16 protein-coding genes are annotated in these 21935 nt (G+C 38.4%); all 16 read right to left on the bottom strand.

All coding sequences use genetic code 11. The annotated features are described in order from the left end of the window. Positions 1 to 85: 85 nt before the first annotated feature. The 16 genes from DES38_RS06340 to DES38_RS06415 all read right to left on the bottom strand — a co-directional run bounded on the left by DES38_RS06340 (position 86) and on the right by DES38_RS06415 (position 21896). Positions 86 to 1549 (bottom strand): S41 family peptidase, encoded by a 1464-nt coding sequence (locus DES38_RS06340; RefSeq protein ID WP_110251261.1) that lies wholly within the window; start codon positions 1547 to 1549, stop codon positions 86 to 88. 87 nt (positions 1550 to 1636) lie between these two features. After that, positions 1637 to 3085 (bottom strand): murein hydrolase activator EnvC family protein, encoded by a 1449-nt coding sequence (locus tag DES38_RS06345; RefSeq protein ID WP_110251262.1) that lies wholly within the window; start codon positions 3083 to 3085, stop codon positions 1637 to 1639. 59 nt (positions 3086 to 3144) lie between these two features. Continuing rightward, entirely contained in the window at positions 3145 to 4041 is an 897-nt protein-coding gene (gene ftsX / locus DES38_RS06350) for a permease-like cell division protein FtsX (protein ID WP_110251263.1), read from the bottom strand. Beyond that, positions 4031 to 4717 carry a cell division ATP-binding protein FtsE gene (ftsE, locus tag DES38_RS06355; protein ID WP_110251264.1) on the bottom strand — a complete coding sequence of 229 codons (687 nt, stop codon included), beginning with the start codon at positions 4715 to 4717 and terminating at the stop codon, positions 4031 to 4033. The genes ftsX and ftsE overlap by 11 nt, the downstream gene beginning before the upstream one ends. A 263-nt stretch (positions 4718 to 4980) precedes the next feature. Next, positions 4981 to 5847: a YitT family protein gene (locus DES38_RS06360; protein WP_110251265.1), complete on the bottom strand. Its 867-nt coding sequence runs from the start codon at positions 5845 to 5847 to the stop codon at positions 4981 to 4983. A 241-nt stretch (positions 5848 to 6088) separates the two neighbouring features. Then, entirely contained in the window at positions 6089 to 6598 is a 510-nt protein-coding gene (locus DES38_RS06365) for an LURP-one-related family protein (RefSeq protein ID WP_110251266.1), read from the bottom strand. A 463-nt stretch (positions 6599 to 7061) separates the two neighbouring features. Beyond that, positions 7062 to 8163 (bottom strand): peptide chain release factor 2 gene (gene prfB / locus DES38_RS06370; protein WP_110251267.1). Its coding sequence is split into 2 segments (ribosomal slippage): positions 7062 to 8090 and positions 8092 to 8163, totalling 1101 coding nucleotides; the frame shifts between segments, so codons are not numbered across the junction. Positions 8164 to 8265: 102 nt separating this feature from the next. Next, entirely contained in the window at positions 8266 to 10773 is a 2508-nt protein-coding gene (gene secA / locus DES38_RS06375) for a preprotein translocase subunit SecA (RefSeq protein ID WP_110251268.1), read from the bottom strand. A 400-nt stretch (positions 10774 to 11173) separates the two neighbouring features. After that, complete coding sequence (locus DES38_RS06380; RefSeq protein WP_110251269.1) at positions 11174 to 11791, bottom strand: hypothetical protein; 618 nt, start codon at positions 11789 to 11791, stop codon at positions 11174 to 11176. Between the two features lie 159 nt (positions 11792 to 11950). Next, positions 11951 to 14254 (bottom strand): alpha-xylosidase, encoded by a 2304-nt coding sequence (yicI, locus tag DES38_RS06385; protein WP_110251270.1) that lies wholly within the window; start codon positions 14252 to 14254, stop codon positions 11951 to 11953. Between the two features lie 181 nt (positions 14255 to 14435). Beyond that, positions 14436 to 16109 (bottom strand): ABC transporter substrate-binding protein, encoded by a 1674-nt coding sequence (locus DES38_RS06390; protein ID WP_110251271.1) that lies wholly within the window; start codon positions 16107 to 16109, stop codon positions 14436 to 14438. 72 nt (positions 16110 to 16181) lie between these two features. Then, positions 16182 to 17066 (bottom strand): carbohydrate ABC transporter permease, encoded by an 885-nt coding sequence (locus DES38_RS06395; protein ID WP_110251272.1) that lies wholly within the window; start codon positions 17064 to 17066, stop codon positions 16182 to 16184. Positions 17067 to 17102: 36 nt separating this feature from the next. Further along, complete coding sequence (locus tag DES38_RS06400) at positions 17103 to 18098, bottom strand: ABC transporter permease (RefSeq protein ID WP_110251273.1); 996 nt, start codon at positions 18096 to 18098, stop codon at positions 17103 to 17105. A 239-nt stretch (positions 18099 to 18337) separates the two neighbouring features. Further along, positions 18338 to 19684 carry a DUF4340 domain-containing protein gene (locus DES38_RS06405; RefSeq protein WP_110251274.1) on the bottom strand — a complete coding sequence of 449 codons (1347 nt, stop codon included), beginning with the start codon at positions 19682 to 19684 and terminating at the stop codon, positions 18338 to 18340. After that, a complete protein-coding gene (locus DES38_RS06410) occupies positions 19681 to 20379 on the bottom strand; it encodes a YesL family protein (protein ID WP_110251275.1) in 699 nt (232 codons plus the stop codon). Before DES38_RS06410 ends, DES38_RS06405 begins: the two co-directional genes overlap by 4 nt. Then, a complete protein-coding gene (locus tag DES38_RS06415; RefSeq protein WP_110251276.1) occupies positions 20376 to 21896 on the bottom strand; it encodes a response regulator in 1521 nt (506 codons plus the stop codon). Before DES38_RS06415 ends, DES38_RS06410 begins: the two co-directional genes overlap by 4 nt. Positions 21897 to 21935: the final 39 nt, after the last annotated feature.

Consider the following 21935-nt stretch of genomic DNA (forward strand, 5'->3'; position numbering starts at 1 on the left):
GTTTTCTGATATTTCACAACAATTTAGCAAAAAAAGATAGTTAGATACGAAAATAGGCATCACACGATGGTGATGCCTAACATATTTACTCGATGATTGTTTCAATTGCTTTTTGTTTCTGTTTATCATCCGTACCTTCGCGAATCCGTTCAATAATTTCAGTTTGAAGGGTATCTGCTGTCTCCTGATCAAGTTCACCAGTAACTGTTATTTCTTGATCTGCTTGATATTCACTAAGTGCTGTTTCTGTCTGTTCAGAGAAATAGCCATCTTCACGATCAACATTATAACCAAGACCAGCTAACATCACTTGCATAAAACGAATGTTATCACCAAAGTCATTTTGGCTGCGTTTACCATCAAGTGTAATCGGTGATACATAGTAATAAGCCGGTTGTTGTACTTCAATTGTTGGTTCAACACCAACTTGATGAATTGAATTACCTTCAGCAGAAAGCCAATTTAAAACAGTAAGTTTAACTGCGCTCCCGTCGCCCATATCTATCGAGCGCTGGACAGTCCCTTTCCCGAAACTTGTCGTACCAATAACTTCTGCATCAATTGCTTCTTTTAAAGAAACTGCTAAAATTTCTGAAGCAGATGCACTCCCTTCATCAACTAACACATGAATAGGGTAGGCTTTCTCTGTTTCAGTACTTGAAAAGAAACGATCAATTTCGCCTTCACCATCTTCTAACTGCATGTAGGGACGGTCACTCGGGATAAATTGTTTCAGCATCGGTTCAACGGTTTCTAACAAACCACCTGGGTTCCCTCGGACATCGAGAATTAAACCATCGATACCTTCTGCTTCAAATCGCGTTACTTCTTCTAAGAATCGTTCATCGGTTTGATCAGAAAATGACGTAATTTCTATATAACCAATCGTTTTCCCAGCTTCTACGATTGTTTCTGCATAAACTGTTTCTAATGGAATCGTATCTCGCGTGATTTCAAATGGAATAGGATCCTCTACGCCTTGTCTCCCAACTTCAATTTCAACAGTCGTTCCTTTTTCACCACGAATTTTTGAGACGGCTTCTAATAAGTCCAGCCCTTCAGTTGAATCACCATTAATTGTTAAGATCTTATCGTTGGGTCTTAGACCAACTTTTTCAGCCGGTGAGCCTTTGATTGGCGAAACAATCGTCACCACACCATTAATCATGCTGACTTCTGCGCCAATTCCTTCAAAAGATGATTCAAGTTGTTCTGTGAATTGTTCCATTGTTTCTTCATCTAAATATTCACTGTAAGGATCGTCTAAAGATCTGAGCATCCCTGAAATAGCCCCTTCGATCAATTGCTTTTCTTCAACCTCATTAACATAGTTTTCTTGAATAAGATTATAAGCTTGAACAATCTTCGGTAATTCCACAGAACTTGCTAATTCATTTAACATCTCTTCATAGCGTTCTTCTGTTATACCGGTACTTTCTGTTACTGGAACTGCCTTGTTTAATTGTTCAGTTAACAGATACATCATTCCTGCCCCGAACAACAATGTTCCTATCATGATCAATGCCATGACACTCTTTTTTATTTGCACACCTGTCACCTCAAATTTTGTATAGTCTTTTCTTAGTTTATCATGGACTTAAAAAAACATCACATCAAATGATGTGATGTTTTATCTTTAGTATAAATAATTCGCTGGATTTACTGCATTACTATGTGCCCAACCACCTTTGTGGACCTCAAAGTGTAAGTGTTGACCTGTCCCAACGCCTGTTGCTCCCATTAAAGCAATTTGTTGTCCGCGTTGTACAGTTTGTCCTGGGCTAACACGTGTCGAACCCGCACGTAAATGCGCATAAAATGTCGATACTTGTTGCTTCTGTCCATTACCATTTAAATCAATGTAATGTGTAATAAGGATGGCATCACCATAACCATTCATCTTACCATCATGTTCTTTATAAGTTGCTACCACAACGCCCGTTTCTGCTGCATAAATACTCTGCGTACCCCAGCTTGCGATGTCCATGCCACGGTGTGGTCGAACATAGCCATAAACCGGATGCAGTCTATTTAAATTAAATGGACTTGTGACACGTCTGGTTGAGGCTGGCCATTGTAACACAGGTCCGCCACTTGAATCGGCTGGGGCTGAGGGTGTTGCTGTATCTGATGTTCCGCCAGAATCTGTAGCTAATTGTTGTTCCTGTTTCTTTTTCTCGCGTTCTGCAGCTTCCGCAGCTTGGATTGCTTGTTGTAAAGCGCCTGCCTCTTTCCGTTTAATTTCTTGTTGGTCTGCTAAGCTGACTTTATAATCTTCTAAATCCGCATGCTCTTCTTCTAGTTCACCTTTTAGTGCAGTCTGATTCTGACGTTCGATATTCAAAGCTTCTTGGAGTTCAGCAAGTTCTTGTCGTTGATTAACAAGTGCCTGTTTTTTTGTTTCAAGCTTTTGTTTACTTGCATCAAGTTCATTCTTTTTCTCCACTAATTGTTCCTTTTTGTCTTCCACATCTGTAAGTTTTGTTTCAAGTAATGCCTGATCTTCTTTTTGTTGTTCCATAATTTTATTATCAGAATCTAATATTTTTGAGACAGCTGATAAGCGACTAATAAAATCACTGAAACTTCTAGCTCCAAATAAGACTTGGAAATACGAAGAATCTCCTCCGTTTTTTTGCATAGAACGTAACCGTGACTTAATCACTTCATTTCGTTCATCAATTCGAATAATTAATTCATCGATTTCATTATTTAACGTTACAATTTCTGCCTCAGTTTCTGCAATTTCTTTTTCTGTTTTGGTAATCGACGCTACAATTGTTTCAATTTCATTTGCTGTTGTCGTAATCTCTGCTTGTTTTTTCTCTAACTTAGTTTCTGTATCATCAATTTGCACATCAAGTTCTGAAATTTTCTTTTCTACTTCTTTTTGGCGTGCTTCATTTTCTTTTATTTTTTGCTCTGCATCACTTGCACTAGAACTTATATTTTCACGCTCTTCTTTAAGTTCTTGCAACTCTTTTTTTAAATCACTAACTGATTCTGCCGATACGGTTTCTGCGAATGCTGGGAAAATACCTAATAATAAAACAAAAATAAGTATGTATGTTGCTATTTTTTTCATTATGTCAGCTCCTTAATTTTTTGTTTTTGAAAAGGGGTATAAGTCCCTTTTACAAGGACTTATACTTTTAAGAATTTACGTACACTCATCACACTTCCCCATATCCCAATCACAGCACCAATCAGCAATATCAATCCTGATACTTGCCAAACAAACGGTGAAAATGGTAATAAGGTAATAAAATCAAATTGGTTGACTGTTTCGATGTTTTGATCTAAATAATAGTAACCCGTTACTAAGGCAGCAATTGGAATCACACTTCCTAAAATACCTAGCAACAAACCTTCTACAAAGAACGGCCAACGAATAAACCAGTTGGTTGCGCCGACTAATTTCATAATCTCAATTTCTTTTCGTCTAGCAAAGATCGTAATTTTAATTGTGTTTGAAATCAAGAAGATTGCCGTAAAGACAAGGGCTATAATCAAAACTAAGCCAATGTTTCGCGCATAATTATTGAAGTTAAACAAATCTTGAACAAAATCTTCACCATAATTCACTTCAGATACTTTTGGAATGGTGGCAATCTCTTCTGCAACCGGAACCGTTTGTTGTGGATCGGTTAGCTTGACGATATAGGCATCATCTAACGGGTTCTCTTGGTCATCAAAAATACCAAACACATCGCCATCTTCACCTAGACTGGATTTCAAATTTTCTAACTCCTGCTCACGTGATGAAAACACGACTGTTTCAATAATCGACATTGACTCAAGTTCTTCGCCAATGGCTTCTCTTTCTTCTTCAGTTGCTGTTAAATCAACTAATACTTTAATCTCCACATCATTTTCTAAACTATCTGCAATGTGGTTGATATTGAGTAATAAAACTAAAAACGTTGCGACTAATATTAATGTTGTGGTGACAGCACCAATTGAAGCAATCGTCATCCAACTATTACGCCAGCTATTTTTAAATCCTTCTCTGAAATGTCGTTTGAGTGTTCTAAGCTTCATATCCGTAATCACCTCTATGTTGGTCACGTACAATTAGTCCGTCTTCGATAGCAATGACGCGTCGTTTAATCGTGTTAACAATTTCTTTACTATGCGTAGCCATAATGATGGTTGTACCTGATGCATTAATTTCTTCTAATATCTTCATGATTTCCCAAGATGTGTCAGGATCTAAGTTACCGGTCGGTTCATCTGCAATCAACAATTTAGGGTAATTAGCTATTGCTCGTGCTATCGCCACCCGTTGCTGTTCCCCACCAGAAAGTTCATCTGGAATAAATCGCGCTTTATTTTTCAATCCAACCTGATCTAGCACTTCCATAACACGCTTACGCATGTTACGTGGTGTTTCTTCAACCACCTCAAGAGCAAATGCAACATTTTCGTAAATGGTCATTTTCGGTAATAATTTGAAGTCTTGATAAACCACACCAATCTCTCTCCTAAGATACGGAACATCTCGACGTTTCATTTTTGTCAGGTCTTTTCCACTTACATAAATCTCACCACTCGTTGCTGTTTCTTCACGAAAAATCAACTTGGTAAATGTTGATTTACCTGCCCCACTCTGACCAACCAAGTAAACAAACTCACCAGGATCAATTTGAAGGTCAATGCCGTTTAAAGCTTGCACACCATTCGGGTACGTTTTCTTGACATTCTGCATTTTAATCATATATTTGAGTCACCTTTGCATTAGAATTTAGTAAATCTTGAACAAATACCGTGTAATTTTTTTGTAAATTTCTGCTCAAGCTCTTTCAGTATAACATTTCCTAGCTTAGATTTTTAGGTTATTTATATTACAATTTGATTTCAATTCATAACATTTCTTACCACTCACTTGCACACAAAAAAACGTTTCCATCACAGCCCCTCACACTATACGTGATTCTATAGTGAAAGGCTATGATACAAACGTTTCATTTTCATCTGATGCTAATGACGGGTAAAGCCTTCGCCAATTACTTCGCTTGCGTTCATGACGACAATAAATGCCGATGGATCAATCAACTTAACCACTTGCGATGTCCGACTAAATTCGTTTTGGTTAACAACACACATAATCATCTTGCGCGACGCCTTGGTATAGCCTCCTTCAGCATCCCAAACGGTCACACCACGATCAATCTCTCCTAACAATGCTTCTCGGACAGCTTCAACATGTTTGGTAATAATCATCATGCTCTTCGAGTTATTTAATCCCACTTGAACCAAATCAATTGTCCGACTCGTGATAAACAGTCCAATTAACGCATAAAGGCCTTGTTCAACAGAGAAGACGAACATAGCGGTAAGTACGATGACGCCGTCAAATAATGCAATGCAAATTCCAAACGGCAAAGGGACATATTTATGTAGAATCTGTGCAGCTAAATCAATGCCACCAGTCGATCCTTTACCTCTGAAAACAATACCTACACCCACACCGCAAGCCATACCTCCAAATATCGCACCCAATAACGGATCAGGAGTAGCTGCTTGCCATTGACTGGACAGGTCAACAAAGAAAGGAACGGCTAATGTTCCAACAAAAGTTTTAAAACCAAATTTTCTTCCTAAAATAGCTGTGCCAACAAAAAATAACGGAATGTTGATCGTCCACTGGACAATCGATGGTGTAAAATCAAATAGATATTTTAAAATCGTACTGATACCAGCAACACCGCCTGAAGCAATCTCATTTGGCAGTAAAAATAAATTGAAGCCGATTGCAATTAAAAAAGAACCTAACAATACCAATGTGTATTCAATTCCTAATACTAAAGGACGAGGTACCGCTTGACGTCTATACTTTTGAATCATACTTTCCACCTCTTCTATTCTTTGTCTCACTATCTAACAGTTATAACCTTTAGGAGTATATCATGTAAAAAAAGATGGAACAACAGCTTTTCTTGCACTACTAGACTAAAGCTAATGCGCCAACCTTAACTAACTCACTGCTTCGTCACCAAGCTGAAGTGGGCGTATATGACTCGCACCTTATTGATGATTTCCTTTGAAAAGAAAAGGGTTATTACAATGTTCCAACGTATGTTTCCAACTAGCTATGAAACATATTGTCTAGTGTAAATGCTATGCCAATAAGTAATTGAATATCTTCAAAAGAATAATTTGTAATTTCGTAGGCATCTTTTAAAGAAAAGGTTACTTTTTTTATAGAAGCTACTATTAATCCATCTTTTGAAACTTCAAACATTCGAGCCATCGCGGTACTTTTGATCATAAAATCCCCATAAATAGAGTTAATATCAATTTGGGGTGACGTCATTTTTTTCCCGCGTTTAATAGATGCAATTTGGATATTTCCTCTTAGAGCCTCATAGTTTTCAAATATGAATCCAAGTTTCTTTTTTACAATAAGTTCGTCATTTGAGTTACTTTGAGAAATGTTTGCTGTGAAAGGCACACCAACAATAGTGCCTATAAAACGATCTAATAATACGAGAGGAGAAGTACTTTTAAGAGTAAAAGAGTTATTTTTTCCAGAATCATCTACGTAAAATTTATAACCTATGGTTACAGTAGCTTGCTTTAGTAAAATCGTGTCCATAATTTTTCCTTTCTGTAACTAAATTTCAAAAAATGTACCAAGTTATACTTGTGATTACTGTCACGGTTATTATTGGTTTAATCATTGATTGGTGAAGCTCTCCCTCTAAATCGAAAATTATAGCGGGAGATGGCACAGTGGATTTTGTTCAAAAAAGATGGGCTGATTTATTCCGAAGGCGATACGTATAATGTTTTAATCGATACGGCCTCTTGATTTTTATGCCATCCTAACCACTGCCTTGCGGCGAGATCTTGACGTTAGTGCCACTTCTTAGTGCGTCATCTGTTGGGGTTGGGAAGCCTAACCAACGAGAACTTAGAAGGGCTTGACTATCGCGGGCTATAACCAGAGATAATTCCAATATAGAGCATTTAATTCCATCCACTAAAACAAAACACCTCGGAACCGCTAGTTTTTCACACTAACATTTCCGAGGTATTCAGAGAAACGACTGTTACTGTTAATTAATTTGTTGACGCAAGTAGCCGTCGATAAACTGATCAATATCTCCGTCCATAACGCCCTGAACATTACCCACTTCAATATTCGTCCGGTGATCTTTAATCATTGTGTAAGGTTGGAAGATATAAGATCGGATTTGGCTTCCCCAACCAATTTCTTTTTGTTCGCCTCTTAGTTCGTTAACTTCTTCTTGTTGTTTGTCTATTTCAAGTTGATAGAGTTTTGCTTTTAACATTTTCATTGCTTGGTCTCTGTTTTTTATTTGTGAGCGTTCAGATTGACAAGTTACAATCGAATTCGTTGGTAAATGGGTAATCCGCACTGCCGAATCTGTTGTGTTGACATGCTGACCACCAGCCCCACTCGCACGATAAGTATCAATTTTTAAGTCTTCAGTATTAATATCAATATCAATGTCATCACTTAGTTCAGGCATCACATCACACGAAGCAAAAGAAGTGTGCCGTCTATTTTGTGAATCAAATGGTGAAATCCGCACCAAACGATGAACACCCTTTTCTGCTTTTAAATAGCCATAGGCATTATGTCCTTTAATAAGTAAGGTCACACTTTTAACGCCGGCTTCCTCACCCGGTAAATAATCAAGCGTCTCCACTTTAAATCCTCTTTTTTCAGCCCAGCGTGTATACATTCTAAGCAACATACTGGCCCAGTCTTGTGACTCCGTACCTCCCGCACCTGGATGCAGCTCTAAAATCGCATTATTTTTATCATACGGTTCACTCAACAACATCATTAACTCAAAATCATTCAGGGCATCTGTTAGTGTTAATAATTCCTTTTCCAGATCTTGACGTAATTCTTCGTCTGCTTCTTCCTTCACTAGCTCATAACTAACTTCTAGATTTTCTAAATTTTCACTATGCTTATCAAATGCTTGCACAATATCTTTAACACTATTTAATTCATCAATTACTTTCTGTGCTTCTTTTTGGTTATCCCAAAAACTAGGGTCAACCATTTGATTCTCAAGCTCGGCTATTTGTGTACGTTTTTCATCTAAGTCAAAGAGACCCCCTAAAATCCGCTAAGCGGGTTGATAACTTCTCTAATTCTTGTTTAATTTCTACTAATTCCATAACCTTCACCTCTATAATCGTATTATTTTCTAATTTGTCTCAGCTAGTTTTTCGATTCACATACAAATGGACATCCGCGCTGGATGCCCACCTCTGCTTTCTTTAACGTCCGTGACAGTTTTTATATTTCTTACCACTTCCACACGGACAAGGATCATTTCGTCCGACACTGTCAGATTTAACAAATGGCTGCTTTTTCTTCGGTTTTTTACCATCGCTACCAGAAACCGCTGTCTGATTTTTAGCCACTTCTTGGCGCTCTAAGTTTTCACGTACTTGAGCTTTCATAATATAACGTGCGGCATCTTCATTAATTGACTCGACCATCGCATTAAACATATTGAATCCCTCTAATTGATACTCTCTTAACGGATCATTTTGTGCATAAGCCCGTAAGTGGATGCCTTGACGTAATTGATCCATTTGATCAATATGATCCATCCATTTCGTATCAACGACTCGCAACATGATCACTTTCTCAAATTCACGCATCCGGTCTTCACCCATGTCAGCTTCTTTTGCGTCATACTTTATGTTTACTTGGTTCATAATGAACGCAATCATCTCATCAGCTGACTTGCCTTCTAAATCTTGTTTCGTCAAGTAATTGCTTTCAATCAGATTTGCATGGAGGTATTCGGTCAATCCAGTTAATTCCCATTTAGCAACATCATCTTCTTGGGTGTGAAGTGCAACTTGGTTTTCAACTACCGAACCGATCATACGCAGGGCAATATCTTTCAAGTTATCTGAATCAATAACTTCATAACGCTGGGCATAGATGATTTCACGTTGTTCACGTAGGACATCATCATAACTTAAGACGTTCTTACGTGCGTCAAAGTTATTACCTTCGACACGCTTCTGTGCTGATTCAACAGCTTTTGAAACCATTTTACTCTCGATTGGTTGACTATCATCCATTTTAAAGCGATCCATCATCGCTTTCATGTTATCTGAACCAAAACGACGCATTAAGTCATCTTCCATTGAAAGATAGAACTGCGTCACACCAGGATCGCCTTGACGCCCTGAACGTCCACGCAATTGATTATCAATCCGGCGTGATTCATGACGTTCTGTACCGATTACTGATAGACCGCCAACTGCCTTAACGCCATCACCTAGTTTAATATCCGTCCCACGGCCAGCCATGTTCGTCGCAATTGTTACTGATCCGAGCTGACCAGCATTTTCAATAATGTCTGCCTCACGGTAATGATTTTTCGCATTTAAAACGTTGTGAGGAACACCGCGTTTTTTTAACAACTGGGAAATTAACTCCGACGTTTCAACCGCAACCGTACCAACAAGAACCGGTTGACCGTTGTCATGGCGGTGTTTAATTTCTTCAGTGACTGCCTTGAATTTACCTTCCATGGTTTTGAAAATCAAATCCGGGCGATCGTCTCTGACAATCGGTTTATTTGTTGGAATCGCAACAACATCCATGTTGTAAATATTACGAAATTCTTCTTCTTCTGTTTTAGCTGTACCTGTCATCCCTGACAACTTGTTGTACATACGGAAGAAGTTTTGAAAGGTAATCGATGCCAAGGTCATGCTTTCATTTTGAATTTCCAGGCCTTCTTTTGCTTCAATCGCCTGGTGCAAACCATCACTGTAGCGACGTCCTTTCATCAGACGTCCAGTAAATTGGTCAACGATAACAACTTGATTTTCTTCTATGACATAATCTGTATCGCGATGCATTGACGCATGTGCTTTTAAGGCTTGATTAATATGATGCGTTAGCGTCACGTGCTTGACATCAAAAAGATTATCCACACTAAAATAGTTTTCCGCTTTTGTAATCCCGTCTTCCGTTAACTGCACACCTTTTGTTTTTTCATCATAGGTATAGTCTTCCTCACGCTTTAAAGTTCGGACAAAGCCATTAGCTTGTTGATAAAGATTTGCCGATTTTCGTTGTGAACCTGAAATAATTAACGGTGTTCGCGCTTCATCAATTAAGATTGAATCGACCTCATCAATAATCGCAAAGTTAAGCGGGCGTTGTACCATCTTCTCTTTGTATAACACCATGTTATCTCTTAAATAATCAAAACCAAACTCATTATTTGTTCCGTAGGTAACATCAGCTAAATACGCTTCACGTTTTTGCTCTTTGGTGAGGCTATTAACATTCAAGCCTACTGTTAATCCTAAAAACTTAAACAGCTCGCCCATTTCTTTCGCATCACGGTCAGCTAAATATTCATTGACGGTGATAATATGGACACCTTCACCCGACAGTGCATTTAAGTATGCCGGCATCGTCGACGCTAATGTTTTACCTTCACCTGTTTTCATTTCAGCAATGTTACCGCCATGTAAAACAATCGCACCAGTTAATTGAACTGGAAATGGTCGCATGCCTAGCACCCGTTTAGATGCTTCACGAACCACTGCATATGCTTCTATCAATAAGTCATCTAACGTTTCACCTTTATCTAAGCGTTGCTTAAATTCAGCTGTTTTATCTTGTAATTGTTGATCAGTCAGTTGTAATAACTGAGGTTCTAACGCCTCAATTTGATCCACCGTCGGTTGAATTTGATTCAGTTGACGCTGGTTCCCATCAAACATTTTTTTTAATATTCCACGCATTTGATACGCTCCTCTAGTCAGTAAAATAGCTTGCCAAAAGCCTAATTGTCTATGTGTTATCATAACATTTGTCTATATTAAAGACAAGAATCAGCTATTTTAATTAAATATGTAAAAACACGACCGCGCCAAATTGCCGAGTCGTGTTTATTATTAGCTAACAGGTGGACTTCCCTAGTTTTATAGCTCGTATTTTCTCTCTTGGCTCCAAACGCATCTCAGTCACGTTTTAATGATAAAAATTATATTTCGTCTATTGATTAAATTCAACATATTTAATCGATGCTTCACCTTTTGGTATCATTCCACCGGTTATTGTCCTGCTTTGCTACATCTTCATACTTGTTTAACAGCTGTAAATATTAGGAAGGCTCATCTATTAAAGATTACAAAGAACAAATTATGAAATTGACTCTTTTATATATTTTTCAAAAAACTGATTTATTTCTTCCGGATGACGCGCAGTTTGTGGGACAAACAGATATAAATCTTTCAAATTAGGATACGCATCAAAGAGACTAAATGCACTCGCCTTGATGCCATAATAGTTCCCAGCATCAGTAAATCGTTCCGCCTCAGGAATGGATGCCGCATTTGTGATCACTTCATCTAATGGTTTGAACATATCCTCTTCAAGCATCTCACTAGCAAGCGCTTGATCAAGTACAAAAATATCGATTTGGCCAACAGCTAATGATGTCGAGAGGCGCTCTAATATTTGTAAACCTTGATCTTCCAATCTACCTCCTTCATGATAAATATGATTAAGGTAAGCCTCGACACCGAATGCATCGAGATCATCCGTTAACCCATTTATTTCTTCAACTGTCGCGTCCGATAGTACAGTTACACCCAACGGTTCGTCATCTTTATTCAATAAACCATCGATAAACAAAAACAATAACACACCAAGGAGCAGGCTCCCCAGTATCCACCCCTTATAGTATTCCCAAATATAATCGATTTGATCTTTCTTCGTCATTCCTTTTAATGTTTCTCTTAGTCCGATTGTTTTCACCTCCTGCTAAAGACGTTTAAAAAATAGATGCTTCCTTCTTCTACTCATCATAATAGCATACATACATTAACAACCGTTGCTTTTATTTACTGAAAAAATCCCCCTCAAGCCGTATTAATCATTACCGTGGCCGAAGGGGGATGATTTTCACAGTTGTTATTAAAGATCCAACGTCATATCACCGATTATGTCTATAATTTTTACACCGCTAGCTGTTTTTTCAACTGTATTCGGTGAGTTTTTTACGTTTTCTGCACTTATTAAGTGCAAGTGGTAGGGTTTGTCACTTGTGGTTGTGACGGCAAGTCTCTCGTTTTCTTTTATCAAATTAAAAGTAGCTGCTAATTCACCGTTCTGATCATAAATGGGTACTTCTTTAGTCATACCTTCATCCAAATGATAGATCGTCAACGTCACATCATCAAGATAGTCGTAGGCCGGTTTAAACGCATCCGCACCAAAAGGAACCACACTGTTTTCTCGCACGAATAATGGCAGACTCTGATAACTGTAATGCTCCTTAATCCAACTTCCTCCTTGTTTCTCCACACCCGTCAGTAGGTGTGTCCATTTACCCTTCGGTAAATAGTACGAGGCTAATCCTTCTTTATTAAAGATTGGTGCAACTAAGATATCACAGCCAAGCATGTATTGACGATCTAACGTATCACATAACGGATCACCAGGAAATTCTACATGCATGCTCCGCATCACTGGGATACCCGTTTGATTATTTCGGACCGCTTCACCATACAGGTAAGGCATTAACCGATTTTTAAACTCAGTAAATTGTTTAGCCACCTCAACAGCTTCGTCATCAAAGTTCCAAGGTACCCGGTAAGATGAGCTGCCGTGGAAACGACTATGACTCGAAAGTAAGCCAAATTGCGTCCAGCGTTTAAAGACATCTGGAGAAGCCGTGTTCTCAAACCCACCAATATCATGGCTCCAATAACCAAAACCAGAAGTCGTAAGCGACAAACCACCACGTAGACTCTCAGCCATCGCTTCATAAGTCGAATCACAGTCTCCACCCCAATGAACAGGGTATTGTTGCCCTCCAGCTGTTGCAGAGCGGGCAAATACAACTGCATCTTTTTCACCTTTCTCTTCGATTAATAAATCAAAAACCACTTGATTATAAAGTTGCGCATAATAATTATGCATTTTATCCGGGTCTGAGCCATCGTGGTAGACAACATCGAGCGGAATGCGTTCACCAAAGTCTGTCTTGAATGAATCAACACCCATCGCCACCAAACGACGTAAATGATTTTGATACCAAATTACGGCCTCAGGATTAGTGAAATCAACGATACCCATCCCGGCTTGCCAACGATCCCACTGCCACGTATCCCCATTTGTTTTTTTAATGAGATAGCCCTGTTCATGCGCCTCTTTAAACAATGGGGATTTCTGCGCAATATACGGATTGATCCATACACATATTTGCAAGTCTTTTTCTTTTAAACGCTTAAGCATACCCTCTGGATCTGGAAAATTCTTTTTATCCCAGATAAAGTTAGTCCACTCAAAGCCTTCCATCCAAAAGCAATCAAAGTGAAAGACACTAAGTGGTATCCCACGCGCTGCCATCCCATCAACAAAGTGTGTGACTGTCTCCTCATTGTAGTCTGTTGTAAAAGAGGTTGATAACCATAAGCCAAATGACCATGACGGTGGTAAAGCCGGACGACCAGTTAAAGCTGTATATCGGCTAATTACTTCCTTTGGCGTAGGCCCATTTATTAAGTAATAATCTAATTTCTCACCCTTAACGCTCCATTGTGAGCGCGAAACAAGTTCAGATCCCAGTTCAAAACTTACCCGTTCAGGATGATTGACAAATACACCGTACCCTTTATTTGAAAGGAAAAACGGAATGTTCTTATACGACTGTTCAGAGCTTGTACCACCATCTTCGTTCCAAATGTCAACAGATTGCCCATTCTTAACAAACGGGGTGAACCGTTCGCCTAAACCGTATAGCGTTTCGCCAACACCTAATTTCAGTTGGCCACGCATATACGTTGTATCGTTTGGTGCTTCAATCCATGCCAATGATTTTCCGTCAGCAACCGATAACTCACCGACTGCATTTTCAAAAATCATGGCAAAGTTTTCTTTATTAATGGTCACCTGCATACTGCCGCTATTAAAGGTTAATAATTCATCCGACTCATCAACAACCAATCTTTCCAAACGCTCACTGAGCTCAAAGTTAGGATATTTAACGCGTTCACCTTGGTAGTGCCACGTTTCAACGCGTATGACATCTTTCAGTGGCGCGGTTAATTTAATAGTTAAGAGGGGGCCATCTAACGTATCGCCTCGGTGATTAATGTATTTGCACGGGGCATACAAGGTGACTGCTTCCTCTTCTATTTGTGTATCATAAACAATCTTCGGAAAATGAATGGTATATCCTTCTTTCACAAGCCAATTTCCATCAGTAAATTTCATTGCTATCGTCCTCCTTGAGCCATTGGTTTTTAGCTTTATTGGGATAAATCATGTTAATATGGTGAGTCATGATCGGTCATCAACAGTGCGTCTTGCAGACATGAATGCTCACCTATGTATAACAAGGTGAGTCTAATTCCCTTCGGAATTAGACCCCCTTAAGTTATCTTACTTTCATGAATTAATTCGTGCCCCAAAGTTCACGGACATTTTGAGTTAATTCAGTCATTTCTTCATTCAATTGTTGGACGCCTGCTTCTTCAAGCTCAGCAATCATTGCATCCCAAAGTTGATCAAATTCACTTGGTTCAGCAAGAACAGCTTCAGTCACACGTTGTTCTGTAATATCATCCGCACGTTGTTGAATGATCTGAATATCAGAACCTGACGGAATAGAGAAGTTAGCTGCTGCACCGTGACGAGAAACTTCTAATTCATCACGTTGTGGGAAGCCATCAACCCAAAGTTCAATATCGTAAGCATCTAATGCTTCTTGCTCAGGTTCAAGTAAATCATCAATCACTTGTTCGCGCGTATCTCTGGTAATCGATTGACCATTTGAATCTACAGCACCCGTTCCCCATTGCGGGAATGGATAGATATAGTAACCCACACCAGATTCACGTGGATAGTCACTGTTCGTATTTAAGCTCTCACGTACCTCCTCGAACATCACACGTTCGCCATCAACCATTTCATAGTGCTCTCCTTCAATTCCCCAGTTAACTAAGATCTGCGCTTCTTCTGAAGCCATCCAGTCTAAGAAATCAAAAGCAAGTTCTTGATTTTCAGATGTTGAAGAGATTGCAATCCCCCAGCCACCGGCAAAACCATAATCTTTAAGCCCTTGGTGGGTTTTAGATTCATCTAACGTAACAGGAAGTGGTGCAAAGGTGCGGTTTTCCATACCATCTTGGATTAAGGCACTACGTGCATCACCAATGTTCCAATCTTGGTCAGCAACCGACAGTACACGACCCGTTGATAATTTAGAAATATAGGTATCTTGCGTTTGCGTAAATGATTCTGGATCAAGCAAACCTTTTGCATTCATTCCATTTAACCATTCAAAGTATTCTTTGAATTCAGGAAGCATGAACTTGTAGGTTGTTTCGCCAGTATCATTATCTATGACCCATTGGCCATCATCTGGAAAACCACCGGCAAACCCAGCTGGGTTACCAACAGTAATTAGCCAACGCCAATCTGATCCTTGTAATGATAAAGGTAACGTCTTTTGACCGTTAATTTCTGGGTACATCTCATAGTAAGTTGTTAGTGCGTCTTCGAACTCTTCTAGTGTGTTGATTTCTGGATAACCTAGTTCTCTTAATACTTCTAATTGCATTTGGAATGTTCCTGATGTTTTCATTGGTTCATCTTCAACACCATAGGTCCCAACTTGATAGATACTTGGATCATCTAATGAATTACGTAAGCGATCAATTTGATCACCGTACAATGCTTTTAAGTTGTCGCCACGTTCCTCGATTAAGTCATCAAGTTTAATGACACCACCAGCATCAATTAATTTACCTAAATCACCTTTAGCAAAGATTAAGTCTGGATACTCACCACCCGCAATCATTAGTGGAATGGCTTCATCATTGCCCCCGACAGGGTAGTCCATTTCTAAGACAACACCTGTTTCTTCAGTGATTTTTTGTGCAACCGGATCGTCAAATGCTTTTTCTTGACCATCCGAACTGAAAAACGTAAGCGTAACAGGCTCGTCAGATCCGCCGTTCTCACCGGAACTATCATTTTCGTCACTTGCTGAATCATCGCCACAAGCCGCTAAGGTAAGCATGCTTGCTAAAACTAACATGAGTAGGACTGATAAATGCTTTTTCATAAAGATAACCCTCCATTATTTTAAATATTTATATTAATTTTCATTAATATCCGTATCGGTCTTACTGACTTGCTATGATTTTACTGCCCCAAGTGTTAAACCGGTTACAAAATAGCGTTGCAAGAACGGATACACCATTAAAATAGGGACTGTGGCAATAATCGTAATCGCCATCTGAATTGATTGTGGGTTCGTTTGACCTGCAACATATTCAGCATTTCCTGATGTAATATCACCTGAAGATAATTGCGTATTATCTAATATTTTCATCAACTCAAATTGTAATGTCGACAAGTTTGCATTTCCTCTCGCATAGAGATAGGTATCAAACCAGTTGTTCCACTGCCCTACAGCTAAGAATAACGAAACTGTCGCAATAACGGGCAATGATAACGGAATGACGATCTTCCAAAAAATCGTGAAATCATTTGCCCCATCTATTTTAGCAGACTCCGTCAATGCCATTGGTATGTTGTCCATGAAGGACCTAATGACAATAACGTTAAAGGCATTAAGCAAGAGAGGTAAGATATACACTAAGAAATTATTCATTAAACCAAGTTCACGAATCAGTAGAAATTCAGGAATTAATCCCCCACTAATGAACATGGTAATTACGAGAATGAAACTGAAAAGATTGTTAAAAACAAAATCCCGACGACTAAGTGTATAAGCAAGCATGGTACTTGCTAAAATTCCGGTAATTGTACCAACGACTGTACGGAGCACAGACATACCAAAGGCAGATAACAACCGGTCGTTCCCTCCAAATATTTGACTATAATTTGCCCAAGTGAATTCTCTCGGGTAAATGTGTAAACCACCTCTTGTTGTATCTGTGGCATCGTTTAGAGAAATCGCTAAGATATTTAAAAATGGATAAAGTGTAACGACTACAACTCCGACCATAAAAACCAATAAGACAATATCAAATGCAGTAACTTTTTGTTTTTTCATTTTCTGCTCCTCCTCATTTGTTAGACATCGAGTTAATTAAAAGACGCGTCCTTCACCAATGCGTTTTGCAAATCCATTTGCAATTAATATAAGTATGACACTGACAACGGATTTGAAAATACCAATGGCTGTACCAAATGAATAGCGGAACATCCCAATACCATAATTTAATGCGTATAAATCAATAACAATTGCTTTATCCGTTACAATATTATTACCTAATAACATTTGCTTTTCAAAACCAATGTTAATTAAATTTCCAATGCTCAGAATAAGCAGGACAATGATGACAGCGCGAATACTTGGTAAAGTAATGTGCCACATCTGTCTAACACGAGAAGCACCATCAACTTTTGCCGCTTCATACAGTTGTGGATCAATTCCTGCCATTGCCGCAAAGTAAATGATAGCGTTCCAACCCGTTGACTTCCAAACCTCTGCGGATGTTACGATGCCCCAAAATAAATTAGGTTGAGCCATGAAATTCAGCGGGCCATCAAAAATGCCTAGTGATGTCAGTAAATCATTAATCGGGCCTTCAAGCGAGAGCATCGTCGTCACAATATTTGCTACAATGACCCATGAAACAAAGTGTGGCAAATAAGAGATTGTTTGGGTGATTTTTTTGAATCGAATAAATCGCATTTCGTTCAACATCAAGGCAAATAGTATCGCTGAAATCGTACCGAATACTAAACCAAGTAATCCCATTCCGATCGTGTTCTCTAACGCTCTGTAGAAAATAGGTTCATTAAATAAATCTCTAAAATGCTTCAATCCTACCCATTCGTTTCCCAAAAACCCATTTTGCGGCTTGTAATCTTGAAAGGCCATAATCCAACCTAAAACAGGAATGTACCTAAAAACAATGAGCCATATTACGAATGGCAACGACATTAACAGTAAAGCTTTTTGATTCATAAGTCGTTTCCAAAATGATTTTTTCCGAGGTGCATACGTGTTCTTATGAGACTTGTTACCGCGTACAAGCGGCGCTCCCCTTGGAGTAACTGGTGTCAAATTTTTACTCATTTTTCTCTCTCCCTTACATTTTAAGGTCGTTTAATCTCCCTACTGATTAACTACCTCTAGTGTATAAGAAACCGCTTACAACAAAAACCTAGCGAATAAGCTACAAAAACCATTCAAAAATAGTGATTCCTTTACTAAGCCGTTTTTATTAGACATAAAAACAAGTAAAAATAAGAGCTAGCTCTTATTTTTACTTGTTTTAAATACTTCGTTTATTATCATTCAAAAAAATCGCTTACTTATTCAGACACATTAAGCAATTGATTCATAGCGTCAACGACATTATTTGTTGTTGTTTTCTCAACAAGAAAGTCATGCACACCATTAATAAAGACGACATAATGCTCTGGATCATAATCTACAAATTTGACCTCGACTTCATCACTGCCATTTTCCGTTTCAATCTGATACATAATCGTAATTTCAGGATTTGTTTCTGCTAAGTCCTCTTGACTGACAACACCAGTTACTGTAATACCCGCTAGATTTGTGTACGCATGACGCACCTCTTCCGGATTAAGTGATTCGCCATCACTTTCAAAGCTAACAGCTTCATCCTCTTTTGACACGTGAAGTGCGTAAGTCTCCCCGTCCTTATTAACTGAAAGTTCACGCAATGTATCAAGCGCAACTACTTTAACAAACCCATCGTGAAAGGCATCTGAAGGGGTGCTAAAGATTCGAACCACCTCATTTGATAAAGTAAAGACCTCGGTGTCTTCAACAAAAGCCCCGTAATAACTCGTTGGCGTTGCTGGTTTACCAATCAAAAGGTTTTTTTCATTGCTGCCATCTGAAAATTGGACTGTAAAATCAGTCTCCATCAAACCTAGTTCTTCATCTTCTTTTGACAGTGTAGTCGTTGATTCAAAAGATAATTGATTTAATAGTTGAACCAACTGCTCTGTAACAGAATAGGATGTAAAATGTGTATAGTTAAAGGGTTCATTAATATACCACCCTGTTAAATTCGCCAATGATTCTTGATCTGAAAAGGGATTTTGATTGGTTAGACGAATCATTTCTGTTCCATTACTTATCTCAATTTCAGTGATTTGGTCAAGGTCTGATAGTAACGTTTGATCTAAAAATGCTTCTTGGTAATAGGGGAAGCTTTCTATTAAACTACGTTCGACCAAATAAATTTGATCCGTTGCACTGTCATGGACATAGTAGTCGGTTTCTGATTGATTTAACTGACCAATTGACACCTTTAGTTCTGAGTCACTCTTATCTATCTTCAATGCCAACATAGGGAAATCTAAACCTACATCTTTTTTCATGACATCTACCGCTTCTCCCTGCCATTGTCCCAGGCGGTTTAAAGCTTCTTCGACATAAGCCTGATGTGTATCCTCGTCGCGACCATTCACTTGCCACTGGTCATCCACCCGTTCAATTTCAAAACCCTGATCTGCCACAACTGTTAGTTTATTAACGGTTTCGATTGACTCAATCAAGACATGTGCTTCGTCTACGTCTTCCGGTTCCGGCTCATTATTACTTAGTCTATATACTGCTAACACGATGACTAAGAGTATAATCACACTTATTCCTAACCATGTTGCTTGTCTTTTTGTCATCATTTTTTCACCTGCTTATCCTTTTGACTTGTTTCATTCTTTTGAAAGTTTTCTCTTAAAAGGTTTAAAGGTCCTTGAAGGTTATACATCATAAAGAAACTAATTAAACTCATTAAAAATAAACTAATAAAGCTTGGAAATTGATAAAAGATTATCCCAAAAGCGATCACAGTTGTTACGTTTAATAAGCTCACTTTAACAAAACGAAAGACACTGTAAACCGATACGACAAATAAACTTTTTAATCCCACTTCAAACCGCGTCAAAATTGGAAAGGCATAAATCATAATCAACACCATGAAAAAGAGTAGGATGAAAAAGACGTACTGTAAAAATGGAGCAAATAGAGATGCATAGTATATATCAACGAGTAAAATCAAAATGATTGTTGATTTTACAAACCAGTAGAGTAGCGCTTGTTTAAAATTCTGGCGAAAAAATCGCCAGAAATCTTTCGTTGGTGCAATCAGTTTATCTGTGACTAACTTATCCATCGTCTTTAACAACGCACTATAGGCTGGCCCAAAGGGAAGTAACGTGATGTAGTACAGTAATATATTTTGAATTGTGAATTCCGCAAAGTAAAATACGAAAATAAACGGACTGATTACAAGCATAAAATACACATTGGTAATGAAAAAGCTGTAAATCGTACTCGCTATTTGGTAAACCAATTTATCGGTTATATTGTTGTTCATGATAGTCCCTCACTTGTGATTGATTTCTGGTATTCTTTCGGACTCTTTCCCACATGTTTTTTGAATTTCTTATAAAAATAATCCATGTTGTTATATCCAACTTGTTCTGATACTTGATAAATTTTAAGGGTTGGATTTTCAAGTAATGCTTTTGCTTTTTCAATCCGGGTGCGTTCCAAAAAGACGTGGAAGTAAACACCCGTATGTTTCTTAAACTTTTTCCCTAGATATGAACTATTGTAGTTAAATAAATCTGCGAGTAATTTCAAACTCAAATCTTCGGCATAATACTGTTCTATATAACCTACGACTTTCTCCATGTCTTTTTCTTTTGTTAAACTGAAACCAGAAATCTGTGATCGGCTTTTCCAAAATTCACCGGAAACAACATCTACCAAGTCGAAGAGACTCTCACTTGAATATATCTGTCCAAACCAATCTTCTTTAGCCGGTAATTCAACATCAGGATATTGTTTGTGTATCATATCCGTGATGCGTAAACTTAATTCTAGTACTTCAGCTTGAACACGGTCTTTAATCATTAAGTGTGATTGAAAGTAGCGCGTTAATGCTTGTTTGAAAGTTGACATAATACTCGAATCTTTAAATTCAAGCGCCTGAATTACTTTTGTTGCTAATTCAGTCACATTTAGAGATGACACGCTTTCGCTAGACGTTTCGGTAATAGCCGTTGTGTAAATGGTTTGATATGGTAGACTATAAGCCAGATCAGCTAATCTCTCGATTGTTTCAATCGCTTCACGAATCCCCTCTAATGTATCAATTTGGTCTGTTAAGCAACTAAATGCATCTGGATCGATCAACTTCTTAATCATGATTAATGTTTGTTTTAACTCATCTTTTACTGATGCTTTCACCGGTTCTTGATAAATAAGATAAATGCGTTGTTCTTTAAAAATAACCCGCGCCTGAGACAATTGATGGTCGTTAAAAACTTGTTTCATGAACGAACGGCTGACTTCTTTCTTAATAAAGATTCCCGCCACATAGAAAGGCCCATTCGTGTTTTCTAAATGTGACGACCGCATCCAGTCATGCTTACGTCCATCAATCACGGCTCGCCACGCCTCGTGCTCCGTTTGGGCGACATAGGCTGTTAATTGGTCTGTAATGGTCGCTTTTTCTTCAATTGACTGTTTTACATCACGCAAACAACCTATTAACTCATCTTCATCGATGGGTTTTAAAAGGTAGGCATGTACCCCCAACTTAATCGATGCTTTTGCATAATCAAAATTCGAATAGCCGGATAAGATTACAAATGCCCCTTCAAACCCTGCTTGTTGTGCTTGTTTCACTAAATCAATGCCACTTAAACGTGGCATTTTAATATCGACAAAAACCAAATCTGGTTGCTTAGTAACGATAGCCTCTAATCCTTCAGTTGCTTGACCATAATCGCCAATGATTTTAAACCCTTGGGATTCCCAATCGATCACATAACGCATCCCTTGGCGAATGATTGGTTCATCATCAATCAACATGACTTGATACATAATAGTCCCACCGCCTTTCCACTTATGATTGTTTCACTG

The organism is Streptohalobacillus salinus, from assembly GCF_003201605.1.
Lineage (GTDB): Bacteria > Bacillota > Bacilli > Bacillales > Amphibacillaceae > Streptohalobacillus > Streptohalobacillus salinus.